Origin of the sequence: Sphingobium sp. TB-6 (assembly GCF_012927365.1) — a bacterium.
Taxonomy (GTDB): Bacteria; Pseudomonadota; Alphaproteobacteria; order Sphingomonadales; family Sphingomonadaceae; genus Sphingobium.
On the sequence record NZ_JABBGL010000001.1, the window covers coordinates 467,700 to 484,067 of the forward strand.

Sequence of the window (16,368 nt, forward strand, 5' to 3'; positions counted from 1 at the left end):
GAATATGGGAGGATCATCATGAAGCTCAACATCGGCGTTCCCAACAGCATGCACGTCGCCGCGATGACGCAGCCCTGGGAATATGCTTTGACCGGAGATGACATCGGACAGGCGGTGGCGACGGCCGATCGACTTGGTTTCCACAAATGCATGCTGGGCGAACATTTCATCATCCCACAGGAACATATAGCGCTGTCGGGCGACCATTATGTTCATGGGACGGTTGCACTCGCCTTCCTCGCCGGTCGTACCAGGAACATGAAGCTCAGTTCCTCGGTGTCGATCCTGCCTCTGCAAAGCCCGATCGTTCATGCCAAGGCCTGGTCGACGCTCGACTGGCTGAGCGGCGGCCGGGCCACGGCCTTGTTCGGGGTCGGCTGGCTGAAGGAAGAGTTCGACATGCTGGGTGTGGATTTCCACCAGCGCGGGCGCATGGCCGATGAATATGTCGCCGCGATCATGGAACTGTGGACATCGGAAAAGCCCGAATTCGAGGGCGAGTTCGTCCGGTTCAGAAATGTCGGGTTCGCGCCCAAGCCGGTGCAGCAACCGCGTCTGCCGATCTGGTTCGGGGGCGATGCCGAACCGGTGCTCAGGCGCGTGGCGAAATTCGGCGACGGCTGGTCGCCCTTCCGCACCCCGCCGGAAAAATTCCCGGAATGCCTCGACTTCATCCGTTCGCAGCCTGAATATGACGGACGGCCGATCGACATGTTCTTTGCGCTCGAAATGCTCAATGTCGGCGCGCATCATGAGATCATGGATGACCCGCGCGCGCCCGGGACGCGGGACGCGCAAAAGGTCATCGATCAGGTGGGCTGGCTGAAGGAACTGGGGGTCAATGAAACCATCGTTCCGCTGCCGCCGGGCATATCCGGGCTGACCGAATATCTTGAGCGGCTCCAGTGGGTGGCCGAGGAAATCATGCCCAAAATCTGAAACCTGCCGGGGGAAAGGCGCGAGCTGGCGCGCTTTTCCTCATGGACATCGCAAGACTGATCGGGAGGACTTGATGGCCCAATATGATGTTGTGGTGGTGGGATCGGGCGCTGCGGGCATGACTGCGGCGATCAGGGCCGCGTCCGCCGGGCTGTCGGTCCTCGTGCTTGAAAAGGCCGAACATTTCGGCGGCACGACATCGGTTTCGGGCGGCGGCATCTGGATTCCCGACAGCCCGCAGGCCAAGGCCGCCGGTGTCGAGGACAGCCGCGCCGTGGCGCGCCAATATGTGCTGGACGTGATCGGACCGACGGCCAATCCCGCGCTGATCGACGCCTATCTCGACGCCGGTCCGGAAATGGTGGAATGGCTGGACAAGAACAGCGAGGTTCATTTCCTTCTCTCGCCGCCCAGCAGTGACTGGTACCCTGAAGTCGGCGGCGCCGCCGATCATGGCCGACTGCTTTCGCCGCAGGAATATGACGGCAAGAAACTGGGCGATCACTTCGCCGAGCTTCGTCCGGCACGCGAGGAGTTCAACGCGCCGGGCGGCTTCATGATCGATCTGTTCGACCTTCCTTATCTGGCCGAAATGCCGTCGCCCAGGTCGCTGTTCCATTTCGGCAAGCTGGCCGCGAAATTCGGCCTGGACAAGGTGCGCCGCTATCCGCGCGGTACGCGGCTGACCATGGGCAATGCGCTGGCGGCGCGGCTGATCCGGTCGGCCATCGATGCTGGCGTCACGCTCCGCAAGGACGCCGCTGTCGATCGGCTGCTGGTGAAGGCCGGCCGCGTGACCGGCGTGCGCGTCGGCGGCGAGGACATCGAAGCAAGGGTTGGCGTCCTGCTGGCGTCCGGCGGTTTTTCGGCCAGTGAGCAGTTGCGCAAGGCCTATATCCCCTATGCCGAGGAGCATATCTCGATCCTGCCTTATGAAAATACCGGTGACGGGATGAATATGGGGCTGGATGCCGGGGCGTCGCTGGACGGCGACAATCTGGTCAATGCCGTCTGGGCCGTGGTTTCCAAGATGACGCGGCCGGACGGCTATGTCGCGCGCTACGCGCATCTGATCGACATGTCGAAGCCCGGCTGCATCGCGGTCGATGCCAAGGGCGAGCGTTTCGGGAATGAGGCGTCCGTCCACTTTGTCGAGGCCATGCACAAGAGCGGCACCGTGCCCGCCCACATCATCGGGGATGCCGCGTTCATCAAGAAATATGGCATGGGCATGGTGTATCCCGGCGGCGGCGGTCTCAAGAAACTGATCGCGGCGGGCTATGTCACAGCGGCGCCCAGCCTGCGCGAACTGGCGGACAAGATCGGTGTGGACGCCGACGGGCTGGTGGCGACGGTCGCGAAAATGAACCGCTATGCCGAGACCGGCAAGGATCTGGATTTCGGCAAGGGCGACACGCAGATCGATATCGAGATCGGCGATCCCAGGCATCAGCCCAACCCGTGTCTTGGTCGGGTGGAAAAGGCACCCTTCTATGCCATCCAAATCTATCCGGGCGACGGGTCCACGACGGTGGGCCTCAAGATCGACGCGCAATGCCGCGTGATCGGAACAGATGGCGCGCCGGTAGCAGGACTGTTTGCGGCCGGGCTTGATGCCAATTCCATCTGGCGCGGCAAATCGCCGGCGCATGGCTGCAATGTCGGCCCGGCCATGGTGACAGGGTTCATCGCCGGCAAAGCCATGGCCGAGTCACTGGTGCCGGCCTGATTCTTTGGGGGGGACGGCAGGAGCCGGGTCAAGGTTATCCTTGGCCCCGGCTCCTGCCGTAGCAACTACTGAGATCAACCTTAAAGCATCGTGCGGAAAAGTGGAAACCGGTTTTCCGCATAAACGATGCGACAACAGAAACTTAGAGCGCGCGACCTGCGCCGAATTTAACGCAGCGCGCTCTAGCTGTACGCCGGTTCGGCAACCATGCCGGCCCGCGCCCGAGCCGTCGCCACCAGCTTGAAAAGACCCGCATTATAGTCGGTCAGCTGGTCCATGGTCAGATCCCGATAGGGCGTCATCGGGCAGAGCGAGTCCACCACATCCCAGAACGGCTCGATTTTTTCGAGAACTTCGTCCACCGGCCCGCAGGTCACGAAGGCTTCGACCATCGCATCGGACACATTGCCGATGACCTTGGCGATGTCGCCATGCTCACCCAGGCTCAACTGGCAGGCGCGCGCCTGATCGCCAAAGCCGATCGCCTCGAAGAAGGGCTCATATTCCTTGTATCCGGAATAGGCCGCGACGGTGGCGCGGCTGTCGTCGATCGCCTTCTGCTTGTCATCATTGACCGCGATCCAAGGCCAGGCGTTGATTTCGATATCTTCGCGCCTGCGGCCATATTGGGCCAGCTTCTCGTTGATGAAAGGCAGTCGGCTCCTGGTATAGGCCGCGGACCAGAGGGCATGGACCATCAGACCGTCGCCGATTTCCAGCGCAAGCGCAGTCATCTTGTCCTGTAGCGCCGCGATCCAGATCGGAATCTCTTCCCGCACCGGGGGCGCGGTCAGCATCATTTCCTCAAAATCGGCGGAGAAATATTCCCCCTCGATCGGATCGAGCCCCTTATGCGCGTTGGCGATGACATAGCGGATCACCTTGACGCTTTCGCGCAGGTGGGACAGCAGCTTGCGTTCGGGTTCGCCATACATGCCCGTGACGCAGCTCTTGATGCTGGAGCCCAGCCCCAGCACGAAGCGGCCATTGGAAATGCGATCGACGTCCATCGCCGCGTAGGCGGTTTCCACCGGACTGCGCGTCCCGGCAATAGCGACGCCGGTGCCGACCTTCAGGCTGCTCGTCAGCGCGGCGGTCGCAGCCATCGGAACGAAGGGCGGGCCGTAAATTTGCAGCGAAAAGCAGCCCTCGAAGCCCGCCTGTTCCATCTGCTGGCCGATACCCGCCATGGCGGGGGCAGGCAGGGTGGGCATGACGGCCCACCAGCGGCGTTCACCGCCGACGGCATTGACGAGCTTGGACATGGCGACTCCGGAAAAGGAAAAAAGGAGCGGACGCTGCCGTCCGCCCATGGGGAGAGATCAGATCAGAACTGGAACAGTTCCTTGCGCAGGCCGATGATGTCGCTGCAATCGGCGCTGACATTGTCGCGATAGGCGAAGTCGCCCTTCGCCTGCCGGTCGGCAAGTTCCATCATCGCCATGCGATAGCGCTGCCCGGCCTGGTCGAACTTGCTGTGCAGGTCCTTGCGGTCGGTATGGCGCATATAGCGCGGGCTTTGCGGCGAGGTCATGTAGCTGTCCTGCCGCGACACCTTGTAACCCGCCTTGGGCATGACATGGCGGAACATCAGGCCCGCGTTGGAGGTGTTCATGACCATTTCCATCCGCGTGCGGTCCCGCGTTTCGGGCGTGCAGGGGTGGAACAGCGGCACATCGTCACCGGGGCTGAACCGGCCATAGGCGATGGCGCAGTGAGAGCGCAGATAGATGCGGATCACCTGCCGCACATTCTGGGTCGGCTGCTTGATGCCGCTGAAGAATTTCATCACCGGGGCGACCGACTTGTTGACGCAGGTGCGGACCATGGTGACGGTCTCGCTGTCGTAGAAGGTTTCCACGGTTTCGCTGTCCGACCGTTCGTCGCCGACGACGTCGGCATGCAGGAAGTCGGCATGGGTAAGGTCGATCAGATTTTCCAGGCTGATCGGCGCGGCGCTCTCAAAGCGGACGGTCGCGGTCATGTGCCGCGGCAGGCCACCCTTGGGAGGGAGGAAGGGCAGGCTGGGGAGATGGGCCGGGTCTGCCGCCAGCGGGTTGCCGAACCACACCCAGACCACGCCATAATGTTCCATCACCGGATACCGGCCGCGTGCGTCGGTAAATTCGCTCTTGTCGCGTGCGATCCGCTCATTGGGATGGAATTCGCTGGCGACGGCGACGCCATTGTCGCGCCACAGGAAGATGGGGTGCGAATAGATGGCGCGGCGGACGGGCTTCCCCGTCACGGAATAATCATGCGCCACCGGAAACCAGCTGTCGCGCATCACGAGATTATGCGGCACCCAGCGGTTGATGGCGTTCAGGGCGATCGGGTTGCCACCTGATGGCGCGGCGGAATTGTCGTCGTGCGAAACGGGACGATCGGCGGTTTCGAGCATCTTCAAATCCTCCTTCAGGCCGCTACGGTCTGATCATGGGTCGCGGGGGCGCTTTCCAGCATTGCCTTGCGCAGATCCTCGCCATGCAGCGAGACGGTGGGCTTGGTGGCACGCAGTTTCGATCCGTCGACCGATGCGAGCACCGACAGCGGGTTGATCCCGCGCAGCACCGCGCCGCGCACGCCCGGATGGCGAACGCCCAGTTCGGCCCGCCAGCGGACGGCTGTCACCCCCCGCGCCGAGGGGACGGGCGAAAGAACGGCGTGGAGCAGATCGTTGAATTGGTCGTCGCGCAGCGTCAACTGCGTCTCGCCAGTCAGCGGATGGGTGCGCGTCAGCAGGGTAAGCGGAAATTCGGCCACGAAATGCGACGGCCAATGCAGCGGGTGCCACTGGCAATTGCGCTCCATCACCAGCATCCCGCCTTCCTCATGCAGTTCCGACATCAGATAGGGGCTGAAGCGGACACCGCGGATCGCGATGACGAGGCTCGGATCGTCATAAAGCGCATTCAGATATTCCTGATGGCTGCAACTGACGTTGACCGTGCCGATATAGCTGTATTTGGGATCGGCGCTGAGCGGCGCTTCCGCCTTGGGATTGAGGCAGACCCGCACGAAGCCCGCCTGCTCGCTGACGCCAAAGGCATTGGCCTTGTAGATCGGCGGGAATTTCTGCTGGTCCTTCATGTTCGGGATTTCCTTCAGGCGTCCCGACTCGCCGTCATAGCTCCAGCCATGGTAGCCGCACTGGATCCAGCCATTGTCGCGGATGCAGCCCAGCGATAGCGGGGCGCGACGATGGGGACAGCGATCCTCCAGCGCGCGGGCGATACCGTGATTGTCGCGCCACAGCACGACCGGCTGATCACCGATATCGACGGACAGCGGCTTTTCGGAGGTCACTTCCTCGGACCGTGCGACAGCCCACCAAAGATCAGAATCGAGACTCATAGCGCTATCCACTCTCCTTTCGATTAAATTGACGGATGACAATTTATATGTCAACGTCTTTTCACTATGAATCTGCAGATGCTCGATCGTCCCCAGCGCACCCGCGGCCGTCCCGCCCTCAATGCCGCCCAGGCCGTGGATGAGGACAAGCTGTTGGGCCTGGCTTTCTCAACCTTCGCGGAGCGCGGTTATGAGGGAACGACGCTGCGCGATCTGTCGAAGCGGCTTGGGGTCAGCCACAATCTCCTGAATGTCCGGTTCGGCCGGAAGGAGGATCTGTGGATACGCGCGGTCGACTGGCGCATGGCGCAGGCCTCGCCCTTCGTCGAAGCCGCTTTTGACGAGCCGGCCGATCCGGAAGTGCGGCTGCGCCATCTGATCCAGCGTTTCTGCCTGTGGGCGACGAGCAATGGCGACATCGTGTCGCTGACCAATGTGGAAGGCTGCCGTTCGACCTGGCGGCTTGACCATATCGTCGAACATTTTGTGCTGCCGTTCCAGCGGCGGCTCGATGGTCTGCTCGACGCGGTGCGGTTGCAGCGGCCGGTTCACGGCCTGTCGACGGCGGCGTTGATGGCGCTGCTGGTGCAGGGGGTCGGCTATTATTTCTGTGCCGTGCCGATGCAGCAGCGGCTGGGGGCCGGGCAGGAAGTGGATGATATGCATGCGGCCGAGCATGCCGATCGCCTGGCCGCCTTCCTGCTCGCCGCCCTCCTTCCTCCGGTCGCCTGACCGACGCGGAAGAAGGGCAGTGGCACATCTGTTTACTTATAGGGATCGACAGGCTGGGGGACTTCCACCACGCCGATGTCCTTCAGCATGGTCAGCACGTCGGAAATGCTGAAGATGCTGATGATCTTGTCGTCCTTGAACTTGACGATCGAGAACCAGTTGACCTGAAACTCGTTGCCGGTCGGCTGCACGCCCATATAGGGGCCGCCGACATGCTTGCAATAATGGGTCGCGTAGATCCAGATTTCATCGTCGCCTTTGCCGACCGCGTCGATGGTCTTGTAGGCGGCGGGGAAGAAGGTCTTGTAGAGCGCGACCGGCGAGGTCTTCCACTGCTCATAGGTGCCCAGATCCGGCCGGTTGGGGTTGCCGTAGCGAAATTCGGGATGGAAAAATCGATCCATGCCGTCAAAGTCGCCGGCATTCAGGGTTTCCTGCAGGTCGGTCCAATGCTTGACCATCTGCTTCTGCTTGTCGGTCAGTACGGTCGAATCCGACACGTCGAGCTGTTCACGAATATCTTCTTTCCAGGCCATGATAGTCCTCTCTCATTCATTCAGGGGTGGTGCGTTATGCTCAGTCTTCAGGCGCGATGGTGATCGTAAGGCCCGAAAGCGCTTCCGACATCATGACCTGACAGGACAGGCGCGAATAGTCGTTGCGATGCGGCGATCCATCCAGCAGATCGCTTTCATCGTCCGATACCGGGGGCAGGGACTGAGCGAAGGCCGGGTCGACATAGACATGGCACGTCGCGCAGGAGCAACAGCCGCCACATAGCGCCAGCAACTCATCGAAACCGGAATCACGGATGGCTTCCATCACTGACGTATCGGCGGATGCCTTGATCGTCTGCTGGGCGCCGTCACGGGTAATGACATTCAATTCGGGCATGGCATTCCTCTGCTGGAATCGGAATCGATGCCCCCTCCTAATCAGGGCGCACTGATTTCCCTCCTGTCGAAAGGCAGGTTGTGAGATTGGCTATTTCACCTCGACCTGGACCGGGAAACGATCGAAATAGAAAGCGAAGGGGCGGCGCAATTCCTCGCCGGTCACATGAAAATCGCGTTCCAGATCATAGACGATCTTGCCCTTTGTCTGCTCGCCATGCTCGGCCAGATAGCTGTGCATATCGGCCAGCGCCTGATCGGTCAGGGGGATGTCGGCAATACGATAGATTTCCTTCAGGATCGGGTCGGGATTTCTGATCCAGTCGTGGAAATAGACATCGATCGTCCGGTCGGGGGGCAGGATGTCGCGATCCCGCACGCAGGCGCGGAGCAGCTTCTCATAACGGTCGGGCCAGTAGCCAAGCGGTTCCTGAATATCGACCGTCTTGCGGAACATGCGCGCCGCATAGCTATACATGGTGAGCTGCGACCGGATCGATCCGACCGGATCGCGATGGGTCAGGACGAAGGTGGCGTCGGGAAAGGTCTTATAGAGGGCGGGTAACTGCTCCATATGCTGCGGGCATTTGATGACCCAGCGGTTCGAGCCATTCAGATATGTCAGGACCTGAAGGCCCTTCTTCAGATAGGCATAGGTGCCCGACTGGTCGTGGCTGAGATAATAATCGCGCCAGCGCGGCACATGCGCGAGCCACTCGATCAGATAGGAGGAGAAGTCGACCGCCTGAAGCTCGATATCCTCGCTGATATGATCGGGCGAAAATTCGTGCATGATCGCCATATGGGGCAGGATGGATTCCATCATCCGCCAGCCCTGTTCCGCCTTGGTCCAGCGGGGATTGCTATCCTCAGGTGTCGGGGTTTCGTCAGGGGCGGGAACCGGCGCGATCGCTTCCCACCAGGGCAGGGAGCGGAACCGGCGGTCGGCCGACAGCAGACCGAGGAGATGCGTCGTGCCCGATCGGGGAAGGCCCGCGACGATGATCGGCCGGACGATCTGGATGTCCAATATCTCCGGGTGGCGCTTCACTATGTCCTCGATCCGCAGGCGGGTCGCGGCAAAGCGGATCATCATCTGGAACAGATTGGCGCGCGTGACCGCCGAGGCGTTGGCATCCTCGTCCACGGCCTGGCACCATACGGCCAGCCGTTCGCGAAAATCGTCCGCGCCGAAATCCGACAGCCCGGTCTGCGCCTGCGCCGCAGTCAAAATGACCTCCGGCTGGAGGACGATCTGATCCGCCGCCGCTTCGGCCCCGGCCATCACCTGCATCTGGACATCGGTCAGCACGGGGTGATGCAGGTCGGTAATGTCAATGATGTTACGGCGCGCGGCCTCTTCCTGCGCGGGACTGCCCATGTCGCTCTCCTTTTATCGATGCGCCATCTAAAAGCACGGACCCTTTCTTCCGCAAGGTGCGCAGCCATCGCCACTGCGCCAAATGCTCCGCAAAAGCGCCATGCTGCGCAGGATGGCATCGCGGCACGCGAAACTGTTCGGAGAGTTTAGATGAACGCTGTTTCCCAGGTCTATGATCTGCCCGTCACACCGGCCATGGAGTGTACGGTTCGGGGCCGGATCGCGCTGCCCGGCGTGGTGATGGAATTGCACCATTATCGCTTCCGTGGCCTGCAGGGCGGGATATTTTCGTCGCCCCGCAGCTTTCTGGATCTCGCGCTGTCTCCTCGCCCCGGTCGTCCCTGTGGCGGCTATGGCGGGATCGGAGAGGGCAGAGCCAGCGCCCTGGGTGACGTGCTGTTCGTCCCGGCCCGAAGCGAACTTCATACCGAGTGGGGCGAGGGCGAGCAGACATCGATATGCTGCGGCTTCGACGGGATGGGATTCGATCATGACGAGCCGGATCTGTCGAACGACGCCTTGCAGGCATCGCTCGACGTTCGCAGCCCCGCCGTGCGTGAGGCGCTCCGGCGCATTGCGGGTGAGATTGCGCAGCCCGGCTTTTGCAGCGAGATGCTGACACAGGCGATATGGCTTCAGGCCGCGATCGAGTTACAGCGCTATCTGCGCGTTTCGGGCGGCGATACCGGAATACGGGGGAGTGGCATGTCCCGGGCCCAGCTTCAACGCATCGGCGATCGCATCGAGCAGCCGGGTAAGCCCCCATCCGTCGCCGAGTTGGCGGCGGAATGCGGCCTTTCCACCCGTCATTTCTTCCGCCAGTTCAAGGTTGCTACGGGGCAGACGCTCACCCGCTATGTCGCCGACCGCAAGATCGACAGGGCAAAGCAATTGTTGCGCCAGGCCGGCCCGGCGATCAAGGTCATCGCCTGGGATTGCGGCTTCGACAGCGCGGCCGCCTTTTCAGCCGCCTTCCGCAAGGCGACCGGCCTGACGCCCCGGCAGTTTCGTGAAGGCATGATGCATTGAAGGCAGGGCCGTTTCGCGATGGCATTGGCGCGATCGCGAAACTGGCCCCCCTTGTCCATCGGCGCGGTCGCCAGCAATGTTGCGCCAAAGCGCCGCCTATGTTCGAGCGGCCAACGGGAGAATTGGACGTGCCGGAAAACCTGTTCGATCTGAGCGGCAAGGTGGCGCTGATCACGGGCGCCAATTCGGGGCTGGGGTTCGGCTTTGCCCGCGGCCTCGCCCGCGCGGGCAGTGACGTCATCCTCTGGGGGCGGCGCGCCGACAGGAATGAGGAGGCGGCAGCGGCGTTGCGCGCGCATGGGGTGCGGGTGTTCGCTGACGTGGTCGATGTCGCCAGCGAACCCGCGATCGTTGCCGGCTTCGCCCGCGCGCTCGATGCCATGGGCCGGGTCGACACGGTGGTCGCCAATGCCGGTATCGCCAGCCGGGTGCCGTTCACGGACATGGACGTCGCCACCTATCGCAAGCTGATCGACGTCAATCTCGATGGCGCGGTCTTCACCCTGCGGGAGGGCGCGCGGCATATGAAGGCGCGCGCCGAGGCGGGCGATCCGGGGGGCTCGCTGATCATCTGCGGCAGCGGTTCGATCTTCCAGGGCGTGCCGACCATGGCCCATTATGGCATTGCCAAGGGCGCGCTCAATGCCCTCGCCAAGGCGCTGGCGGCCGAACTCGGTCCGATCGGCGTGCGCTGCAATGTCATCGCACCGGGTTTCATCGAAACCGAGATGACATTTGCAGACCCGGAGGTTGGCAAGATGATTGCGGACGTGGTCGCCGCGAAGGCGCCGCTCGGGCGAGCGGGCAAGCCGGCCGATCTGGAAGGCGCGGTCGTCTATCTGGCGAGCGACATGGCGGCCTATCACACTGGCGACACGCTGGTCGTGGACGGGGGGAAGATGTCCGCCAACTGACCGACGGACTGTCGATAATAGCAGGAGATATGCATGTTCGCCCGGCCCAACAGCCAGCATTGCCAGGTCGCCTATGTCACCAACGATCTCGACGCGGCGATGGCCGCGCTCAAGGACGCTTATGGCACGCCCGGCTTCTTCGAGTTGTCGAACATCCAGCCCGGCGAAGACCCGACCGGCAAGCCGGTGCTGAAGATCGCGCTGGCGGTGGTCGGCGGCGTGGAGGTCGAACTGATCGAACCGGTGGGCGACACGGCCCCCTTGTTCAGCGATTTTCTGCCCGAGGGCGATGACCTGGCCATTCGCTTTCATCATGTCGCGACCCGGATCGACGGACCGCTTGCCCACTGGGAGGCGCATGTCGCCTCGCTCGACCTGGCGCGGCACCCGGTTGTGTTCGAGGGCGCATTAGGCGACGTGCTGCGATATATCTATACCGACGAGCGCGCGACGCTGGGCCATTATGTCGAGCATGTCTGGATGGCGCCCGACCTTCTGGCGCAGATGCGCGCCGTCGTCCCCACCTATCCGCCAGTAAAGGACTGATTGCATGACCATCGCCCTGTCCCGCCTCAATTTCCGCGACATTGGCGGCCTGCCGACCGCGGGCGGAGGGCAGGTCCGGTCCGGCATCCTGTTCCGGTCCGAAGGCCCGGCCAGTTTTTTCGAGGATCATCATGCGGAACTGTCGGACCTGGGCTTTCGCTCGGTGGCGGATCTCCGATCGACGATCGAGAGGGATGCGGCGCCTCATGACTGGTGCGGCCCGGATTGCCGGATGCTCGACCTCGACATGAATACGGACCTGCGCGCGCAGGGGGAAGATATGTGGATGTCGCTCGGTCACGAGCCGACCGCCGCGCGCGCCGCCGAGGTGATGGCGCATAATTACGGCCTGATGCCGCAGGCCTTTCTGCCCCATCTGCCGCTGATGGTCGACGCGCTGCTGGCTCATGACACGCCGATGCTGGTCCATTGCACTGCAGGCAAGGATCGCACCGGTGTCGTCGTCGCCCTGTTCCTAGACCTGCTCGCAGTGTCGCGTCCCGTGATTGTCGAGGATTATCGCAAGTCCGATATATTCGGCCAGAATCTGCGCGTGTCGGGTCATCTCAAGCGCGATCTGCAAAAGACCTTCGGCTTCGTTCCGCCCGACGACATGGTGGCGGTGTTGATCGGTGTGCAGGATGATTTCCTCACGCGGGCGCTCGATATGGTCGTGACGCGCTGGGGCGGGATCGAAGGCTATTTCGAGGCGGCAGGTGTCGACGCGGGGCGGCGAGCGGCGCTGAGACAATTGCTTGCCACAGACTAGGCGGGAAATCTGCGCGGGCGTGTCCGCCACCCTGGCCGGGCTTCTGCTGCCGGGGCGTCGGCCGTCAACCGGAAGAAGATGGTGGAGAATGAGATGAGCGACAACGGCATTTTCGAATGGGAAGACTTGCTCGACCAGCTTCGCCCCCTGGGCCAGTTGATGCGCGACCGTATCCCGGAAAGGCTGCGCGGCGATCCACAGCTTATGCAGGAATCGATGCGCCTGCTGCTGTCGGGCGTGCTGCGGACGACCAACGACGCGATCATGCATGATCGCAGTCACCCGATTTTCGTGCCCGAACTCAATATCTGCCAGAATATCTTTCAGCCTAATGCGGATACGATCTACAAGGCGGCGCTGATCGAAAAGGGCGGGACCTATCGCATCCGGGGCGATCGCGGCACGACGCGGATGATGATCCTGGCTCAGCTTGGCCCGGACACGCTGCGCACCGGCCAGCATCATCCCGCACAGGACGCCAATGATTTCAATGATCTGCATATCGGTGCCGATGGGGCCTTCGATGTCATCCTCTCGCCGACGCGTCCCGCCGGCTATGATGGCGACTGGTGGGAACTAAAACCCGCGACCGAGAAGCTGATGGTCCGGATCGTCGCCTGCGACTGGGGTGTCGAGCGCGAGCCGCGCTTCGGCATCGTGCGTCTGGATGCCGATCACGCCGCCAAGGGACGCCCGACGCTGGCGCAACTGGCGCATCGTTTTGCCGAGATTCCCGCCACGGCGACGGTCTGTGCGCTGGCCTTTCCCGACAAGGTGCAGAAACTGCGCGACGAGGGGCTGATCAACACGCTGAAGGTCGTCGACTTCTCGCAGATGACGGGCCTTGCCCGGCAGTCCTATTATGAGGGCGCCTATGATCTGGCCGATGACGAGGCGCTGATAACTGAGGTGCAGATCCCCAGGGAAGTCGACTATTGGTCGCTGATCCTGACCAACGAACTCTATGAGACGACCGACTGGTATCATAATCAGTCCAGCCTCAATGCGGCGCAGGCCGTGGTCGATGGCGACGGCTATTTTCGCGCGGTCATTTCCGCGCACGATCCGGGCGTTCACAACTGGCTTGACACATCGGGCTATGCCAGCGGCGCTGTGCAGGGGCGCTGGTTCAACACCGACGAGCGGCCCACGCCGACGATGAAGAAGGTCAAGCTCGCCGACGTGCGCAGCCATCTGCCCGCCGACACTGTACTGGTGACACCGGACGCGCGCGCCGAAGCGCTTCGCGAACGCACGCTCCGCGCGCACACGCGCATCATCTGGTGAGGGGGGAACCAATGAGCGACGAACTGGCCAGACTTCTCGACTATGAGGCGATCCGCAATGTGAAGGCGCGCTATTGCCGCTTTCTCGACACCAAGGACTGGGATGGCTTCCTCTCTCTGTTCACGCCCGATGCGGTGTTGGATGTGGAGGAGGACACCGGCAATCCCCCGATGAGCGGGCACGCCGCCATATTGGAGCAGGTGCGTTCCGCGGTCATCGACGCATGCTCGGCGCATCAGATCCACTCGTCGGAAATCGACCTGCGCGGCGATGAGGCGGACATGATCACGGCGATGCAGGACCGGGTGGTCTGGGCGCCGGGCAAATGTCCGATCCCCGGCGGTCAGTCGATCACCGGTTTCGGCCATTATACCGAACGCTATGTGCGTCAGGACGGACAGTGGAAAATCGCTGCGCTCAAGCTCACGCGCCTCTATGTCGAGGTGCATCCCGAACCTGCCGTTTGACAGGTTGCCAATGCTCCTCCCAACGGCAATGCAGTGGCATATATTTGAGAGGACATGGGAATGACGGAAGCGGTGGAACCCGGCGCGCAGGCACTTTTCGACAAGTTCGGCACCTATATCCTCCCCGGGCGGGTCAATGATCCGCGCCGCGGCATCGACGAAGCGAAAGAGGCGGAGCGCATCGGCCTTGGCTGCGTGTGGATATCCGAACGCTATGCGCTGAAGGAACCGGCGGTGCTGGCGGGCGCGGTGGCCGAGGCCACGTCGAAGATCCGCATCACCGGCACCCTATATGCGACGATGCGCCATCCGCTCGTCACCGCCAGCGTCGCCGACATGATGCAGGCGATGAGCGGCGAGCGGTTCCGCCTGATGTTCGCGCGGGCGGTTCCGGCCTATATGAAGATGCTGGGTTCGCCGCCGATCACCATGGAGCGGCTGGCCGATCTGATCTCGATCTGCCGGCGCCTCTGGGCGGGTGAGAAGATCGATTATGAGGGTGTGCTGGGCAAATTCCCCGCCATCAATCTGACCGATCGCCATTGCGGCACGCCCCCGCCGATCATCTTCACTGCGATCGGGCCCAAAAGCCTGGAATTCGCTGGCGAACATTGCGACGGCGTGCTGCTGCATCCCTTCGTGTCGGCGCAGGGGGTGAAGAACAGCGCCAAGATCGTCCGCGACGCGGCGGAGAAGGCCGGCCGCGATCCCATGTCCGTGCGCATCTATCACAATATCATCGTCGCCCCGGACCTGCCCAAGGACGAGGAAGAGGCCGTCGTCGGCGGCCGCGCCATCACCTATTTCGAACTGCCCGGCTTTGGCGACCTGATCGTCGACATCAACGGCTGGGACAAGAAGGTGCTGGAGGATATCCGCGCCCATCCCAAGATTGCAGGCCTCAACGGCAAGCCGGCGGATCAGGCCTATACGCGGCAGGAGCTGGTCGACGTCAGTCGGCTCATTCCGCAGCAATGGCTGGACGAGGGCGCTGCGGTGGGGACCGCGGCCCAATGCGCCGATCAGCTCATGGGGTTCCTGGATGCTGGCGCCGATGAAATTCTGCTCCACGGCTCGTCGCCCAAGGATATGGGGCCGCTCACCACCGAACTGAAGCGCGCGCTGGCGGCGAAGGGGCTGTAATCATGGAATTGCTGACTCCCGATCGTATCACCGTCCAGTTGCAGGACTGGCTGGCGAGCGAAAAGCCCGAGTGGCGCGACATCCGCGTTCGCCCGCTCAATGTGACGCTGGGCGCGGGCTTTTCGGCGGACATCTTCTTTGTCGACGTCGACTATGACGATCCGGCTGGTGCCCAGAGCCAGACGCTTGTGGTCCGCCGTCAGCCGATGGATCTGGAAGTGGTGTTCGGCAGCAGCCTCGCGCTTCAGGGCAGGATGATGGCGGCGCTCGATGCGCGCGGCGATCTGCCCGTGCCGCCCTGGATCGGCATGCATCTCGACCCCGATATTCTCGGCCTGCCTTTCCTGGTGATGGGCAAGGTGGAAGGGGAATGCGCCAAGCAAAAGCCCAATTATAATCTGGAAGGCTGGCTGGTCGAGATGACCCCGGAACAGCGGCGGCAAACATTCACCAATGCCATCAACGCTTTTGCCAGCCTGGCGACGATCGACTGGCGCGACGGCTTTGAATTTCTCGCCCAGCCGGAAAATGGGCGGCCGGGTCTCGATCAATATGTCGGTGCGCTGGAGGCGTGGCACAAGGCTGCGGGGCGCGGCCGGACGATGCCCATCGTCGATGCCGCCATGGCCTATGTGCGCGCCAACATGCCTGCCGATGCGGGGGTGAATGTGTTGTGGGGCGATCCCACGCCGTCGAACGTCATGTTCGCGGCCGACGGTAGCGTCAACGCGCTGATCGACTGGGAACTCGCGGCACTGGGGCCGGCGGAGCTTGACCTCGCCTGGTGGCTCTATTTCGACGATCTGTTCGGCCGCCGCTTTGGTATCACCCGGCTGGAAGGCCTGCCGAGCAAGGACGAGACGATTGCCATCTGGGAAGCGGCAAGCGGACAGAAGGCCGGGCATCTCAATTATTATGACATCGTCGCGGCGCTCCGCATGGCGCTGGTCGCGGTGGGCGCCTTCGACCGGCAGGTCGGCATCGGCAACATCTCTGCGACGAACAAATCGCTCAACGACAATTTCATGACCCTTTACCTGGCCGAAAAGCTGGGGCTGCCCATCCCCGAACTGGGACCGGATTTCGTGGCCTTCATGAAGAATCTGACGCCGGTGGAAGACAAGGCGGCCTGACGCGGCTCGCTGCGGGCATAAGTGAATTGCCTGCTTGACCACGGCCTCTTCT

At 62.5% G+C, this 16,368-nt stretch carries 17 protein-coding genes; 11 read left to right on the forward strand and 6 right to left on the reverse strand.

All coding sequences use genetic code 11. The features are described 5' to 3' along the window. Nucleotides 1-18: 18 nt before the first annotated feature. The gene (locus tag HHL26_RS02070; RefSeq protein WP_066563905.1) at nucleotides 19-939 is read left to right on the forward strand and encodes a TIGR03619 family F420-dependent LLM class oxidoreductase; all 921 of its coding nucleotides are present in this window, start codon (nucleotides 19-21) and stop codon (nucleotides 937-939) included. Between the two features lie 73 nt (nucleotides 940-1,012). Beyond that, nucleotides 1,013-2,668, forward strand: coding sequence for an FAD-dependent oxidoreductase (locus HHL26_RS02075; RefSeq protein ID WP_066562975.1), 1,656 nt, complete (start codon nucleotides 1,013-1,015; stop codon nucleotides 2,666-2,668). Nucleotides 2,669-2,850: 182 nt separating this feature from the next. Here the strand turns inward: HHL26_RS02075 and HHL26_RS02080 are convergent, their stop codons facing one another. From HHL26_RS02080 to HHL26_RS02090, 3 genes are all read right to left on the reverse strand, one after another. Further along, complete coding sequence (locus HHL26_RS02080) at nucleotides 2,851-3,933, reverse strand: LLM class flavin-dependent oxidoreductase (RefSeq protein WP_066563903.1); 1,083 nt, start codon at nucleotides 3,931-3,933, stop codon at nucleotides 2,851-2,853. Nucleotides 3,934-3,995: 62 nt separating this feature from the next. Continuing rightward, on the reverse strand, nucleotides 3,996-5,069 hold the full coding sequence (locus HHL26_RS02085; protein WP_066563901.1) for an aromatic ring-hydroxylating dioxygenase subunit alpha: 1,074 nt from the start codon (nucleotides 5,067-5,069) through the stop codon (nucleotides 3,996-3,998). A gap of 14 nt (nucleotides 5,070-5,083) precedes the next feature. Beyond that, entirely contained in the window at nucleotides 5,084-6,022 is a 939-nt protein-coding gene (locus tag HHL26_RS02090; protein WP_066562974.1) for a Rieske (2Fe-2S) protein, read from the reverse strand. A gap of 78 nt (nucleotides 6,023-6,100) precedes the next feature. Here HHL26_RS02090 and HHL26_RS02095 point away from each other — a divergent pair, with 78 nt between their 5' ends. Beyond that, on the forward strand, nucleotides 6,101-6,754 hold the full coding sequence (locus tag HHL26_RS02095; protein WP_237230091.1) for a TetR/AcrR family transcriptional regulator: 654 nt from the start codon (nucleotides 6,101-6,103) through the stop codon (nucleotides 6,752-6,754). 32 nt (nucleotides 6,755-6,786) lie between these two features. Here the strand turns inward: HHL26_RS02095 and HHL26_RS02100 are convergent, their stop codons facing one another. From HHL26_RS02100 to HHL26_RS02110, 3 genes are all read right to left on the reverse strand, one after another. Next, nucleotides 6,787-7,290, reverse strand: coding sequence for an ester cyclase (locus HHL26_RS02100; protein WP_066562972.1), 504 nt, complete (start codon nucleotides 7,288-7,290; stop codon nucleotides 6,787-6,789). A gap of 40 nt (nucleotides 7,291-7,330) precedes the next feature. Continuing rightward, a complete protein-coding gene (locus HHL26_RS02105) occupies nucleotides 7,331-7,648 on the reverse strand; it encodes a 2Fe-2S iron-sulfur cluster-binding protein (RefSeq protein ID WP_066562971.1) in 318 nt (105 codons plus the stop codon). Between the two features lie 90 nt (nucleotides 7,649-7,738). Then, on the reverse strand, nucleotides 7,739-9,028 hold the full coding sequence (locus tag HHL26_RS02110) for a sulfotransferase (protein WP_066562970.1): 1,290 nt from the start codon (nucleotides 9,026-9,028) through the stop codon (nucleotides 7,739-7,741). A gap of 150 nt (nucleotides 9,029-9,178) precedes the next feature. Between HHL26_RS02110 and HHL26_RS02115 the strand changes: the two genes are divergently transcribed. From HHL26_RS02115 to HHL26_RS02150, 8 genes are all read left to right on the forward strand, one after another. Continuing rightward, nucleotides 9,179-10,057, forward strand: coding sequence for an AraC family transcriptional regulator (locus HHL26_RS02115; RefSeq protein WP_066562968.1), 879 nt, complete (start codon nucleotides 9,179-9,181; stop codon nucleotides 10,055-10,057). A gap of 122 nt (nucleotides 10,058-10,179) precedes the next feature. Next, the gene (locus tag HHL26_RS02120; RefSeq protein WP_066563899.1) at nucleotides 10,180-10,971 is read left to right on the forward strand and encodes an SDR family oxidoreductase; all 792 of its coding nucleotides are present in this window, start codon (nucleotides 10,180-10,182) and stop codon (nucleotides 10,969-10,971) included. Nucleotides 10,972-11,004: 33 nt separating this feature from the next. Further along, nucleotides 11,005-11,517 carry a VOC family protein gene (locus HHL26_RS02125; RefSeq protein ID WP_102999864.1) on the forward strand — a complete coding sequence of 171 codons (513 nt, stop codon included), beginning with the start codon at nucleotides 11,005-11,007 and terminating at the stop codon, nucleotides 11,515-11,517. 4 nt (nucleotides 11,518-11,521) lie between these two features. Next, on the forward strand, nucleotides 11,522-12,286 hold the full coding sequence (locus HHL26_RS02130) for a tyrosine-protein phosphatase (RefSeq protein WP_066562965.1): 765 nt from the start codon (nucleotides 11,522-11,524) through the stop codon (nucleotides 12,284-12,286). 93 nt (nucleotides 12,287-12,379) lie between these two features. Continuing rightward, complete coding sequence (locus HHL26_RS02135) at nucleotides 12,380-13,573, forward strand: DUF1214 domain-containing protein (RefSeq protein WP_237230090.1); 1,194 nt, start codon at nucleotides 12,380-12,382, stop codon at nucleotides 13,571-13,573. Nucleotides 13,574-13,584: 11 nt separating this feature from the next. Next, nucleotides 13,585-14,040: a nuclear transport factor 2 family protein gene (locus HHL26_RS02140; protein WP_066562961.1), complete on the forward strand. Its 456-nt coding sequence runs from the start codon at nucleotides 13,585-13,587 to the stop codon at nucleotides 14,038-14,040. 60 nt (nucleotides 14,041-14,100) lie between these two features. Continuing rightward, nucleotides 14,101-15,183, forward strand: coding sequence for a TIGR03857 family LLM class F420-dependent oxidoreductase (locus HHL26_RS02145; RefSeq protein ID WP_066562959.1), 1,083 nt, complete (start codon nucleotides 14,101-14,103; stop codon nucleotides 15,181-15,183). A 2-nt stretch (nucleotides 15,184-15,185) separates the two neighbouring features. Then, a complete protein-coding gene (locus HHL26_RS02150) occupies nucleotides 15,186-16,316 on the forward strand; it encodes a phosphotransferase family protein (RefSeq protein WP_169575792.1) in 1,131 nt (376 codons plus the stop codon). The last annotated feature ends 52 nt before the right edge of the window (nucleotides 16,317-16,368 follow it).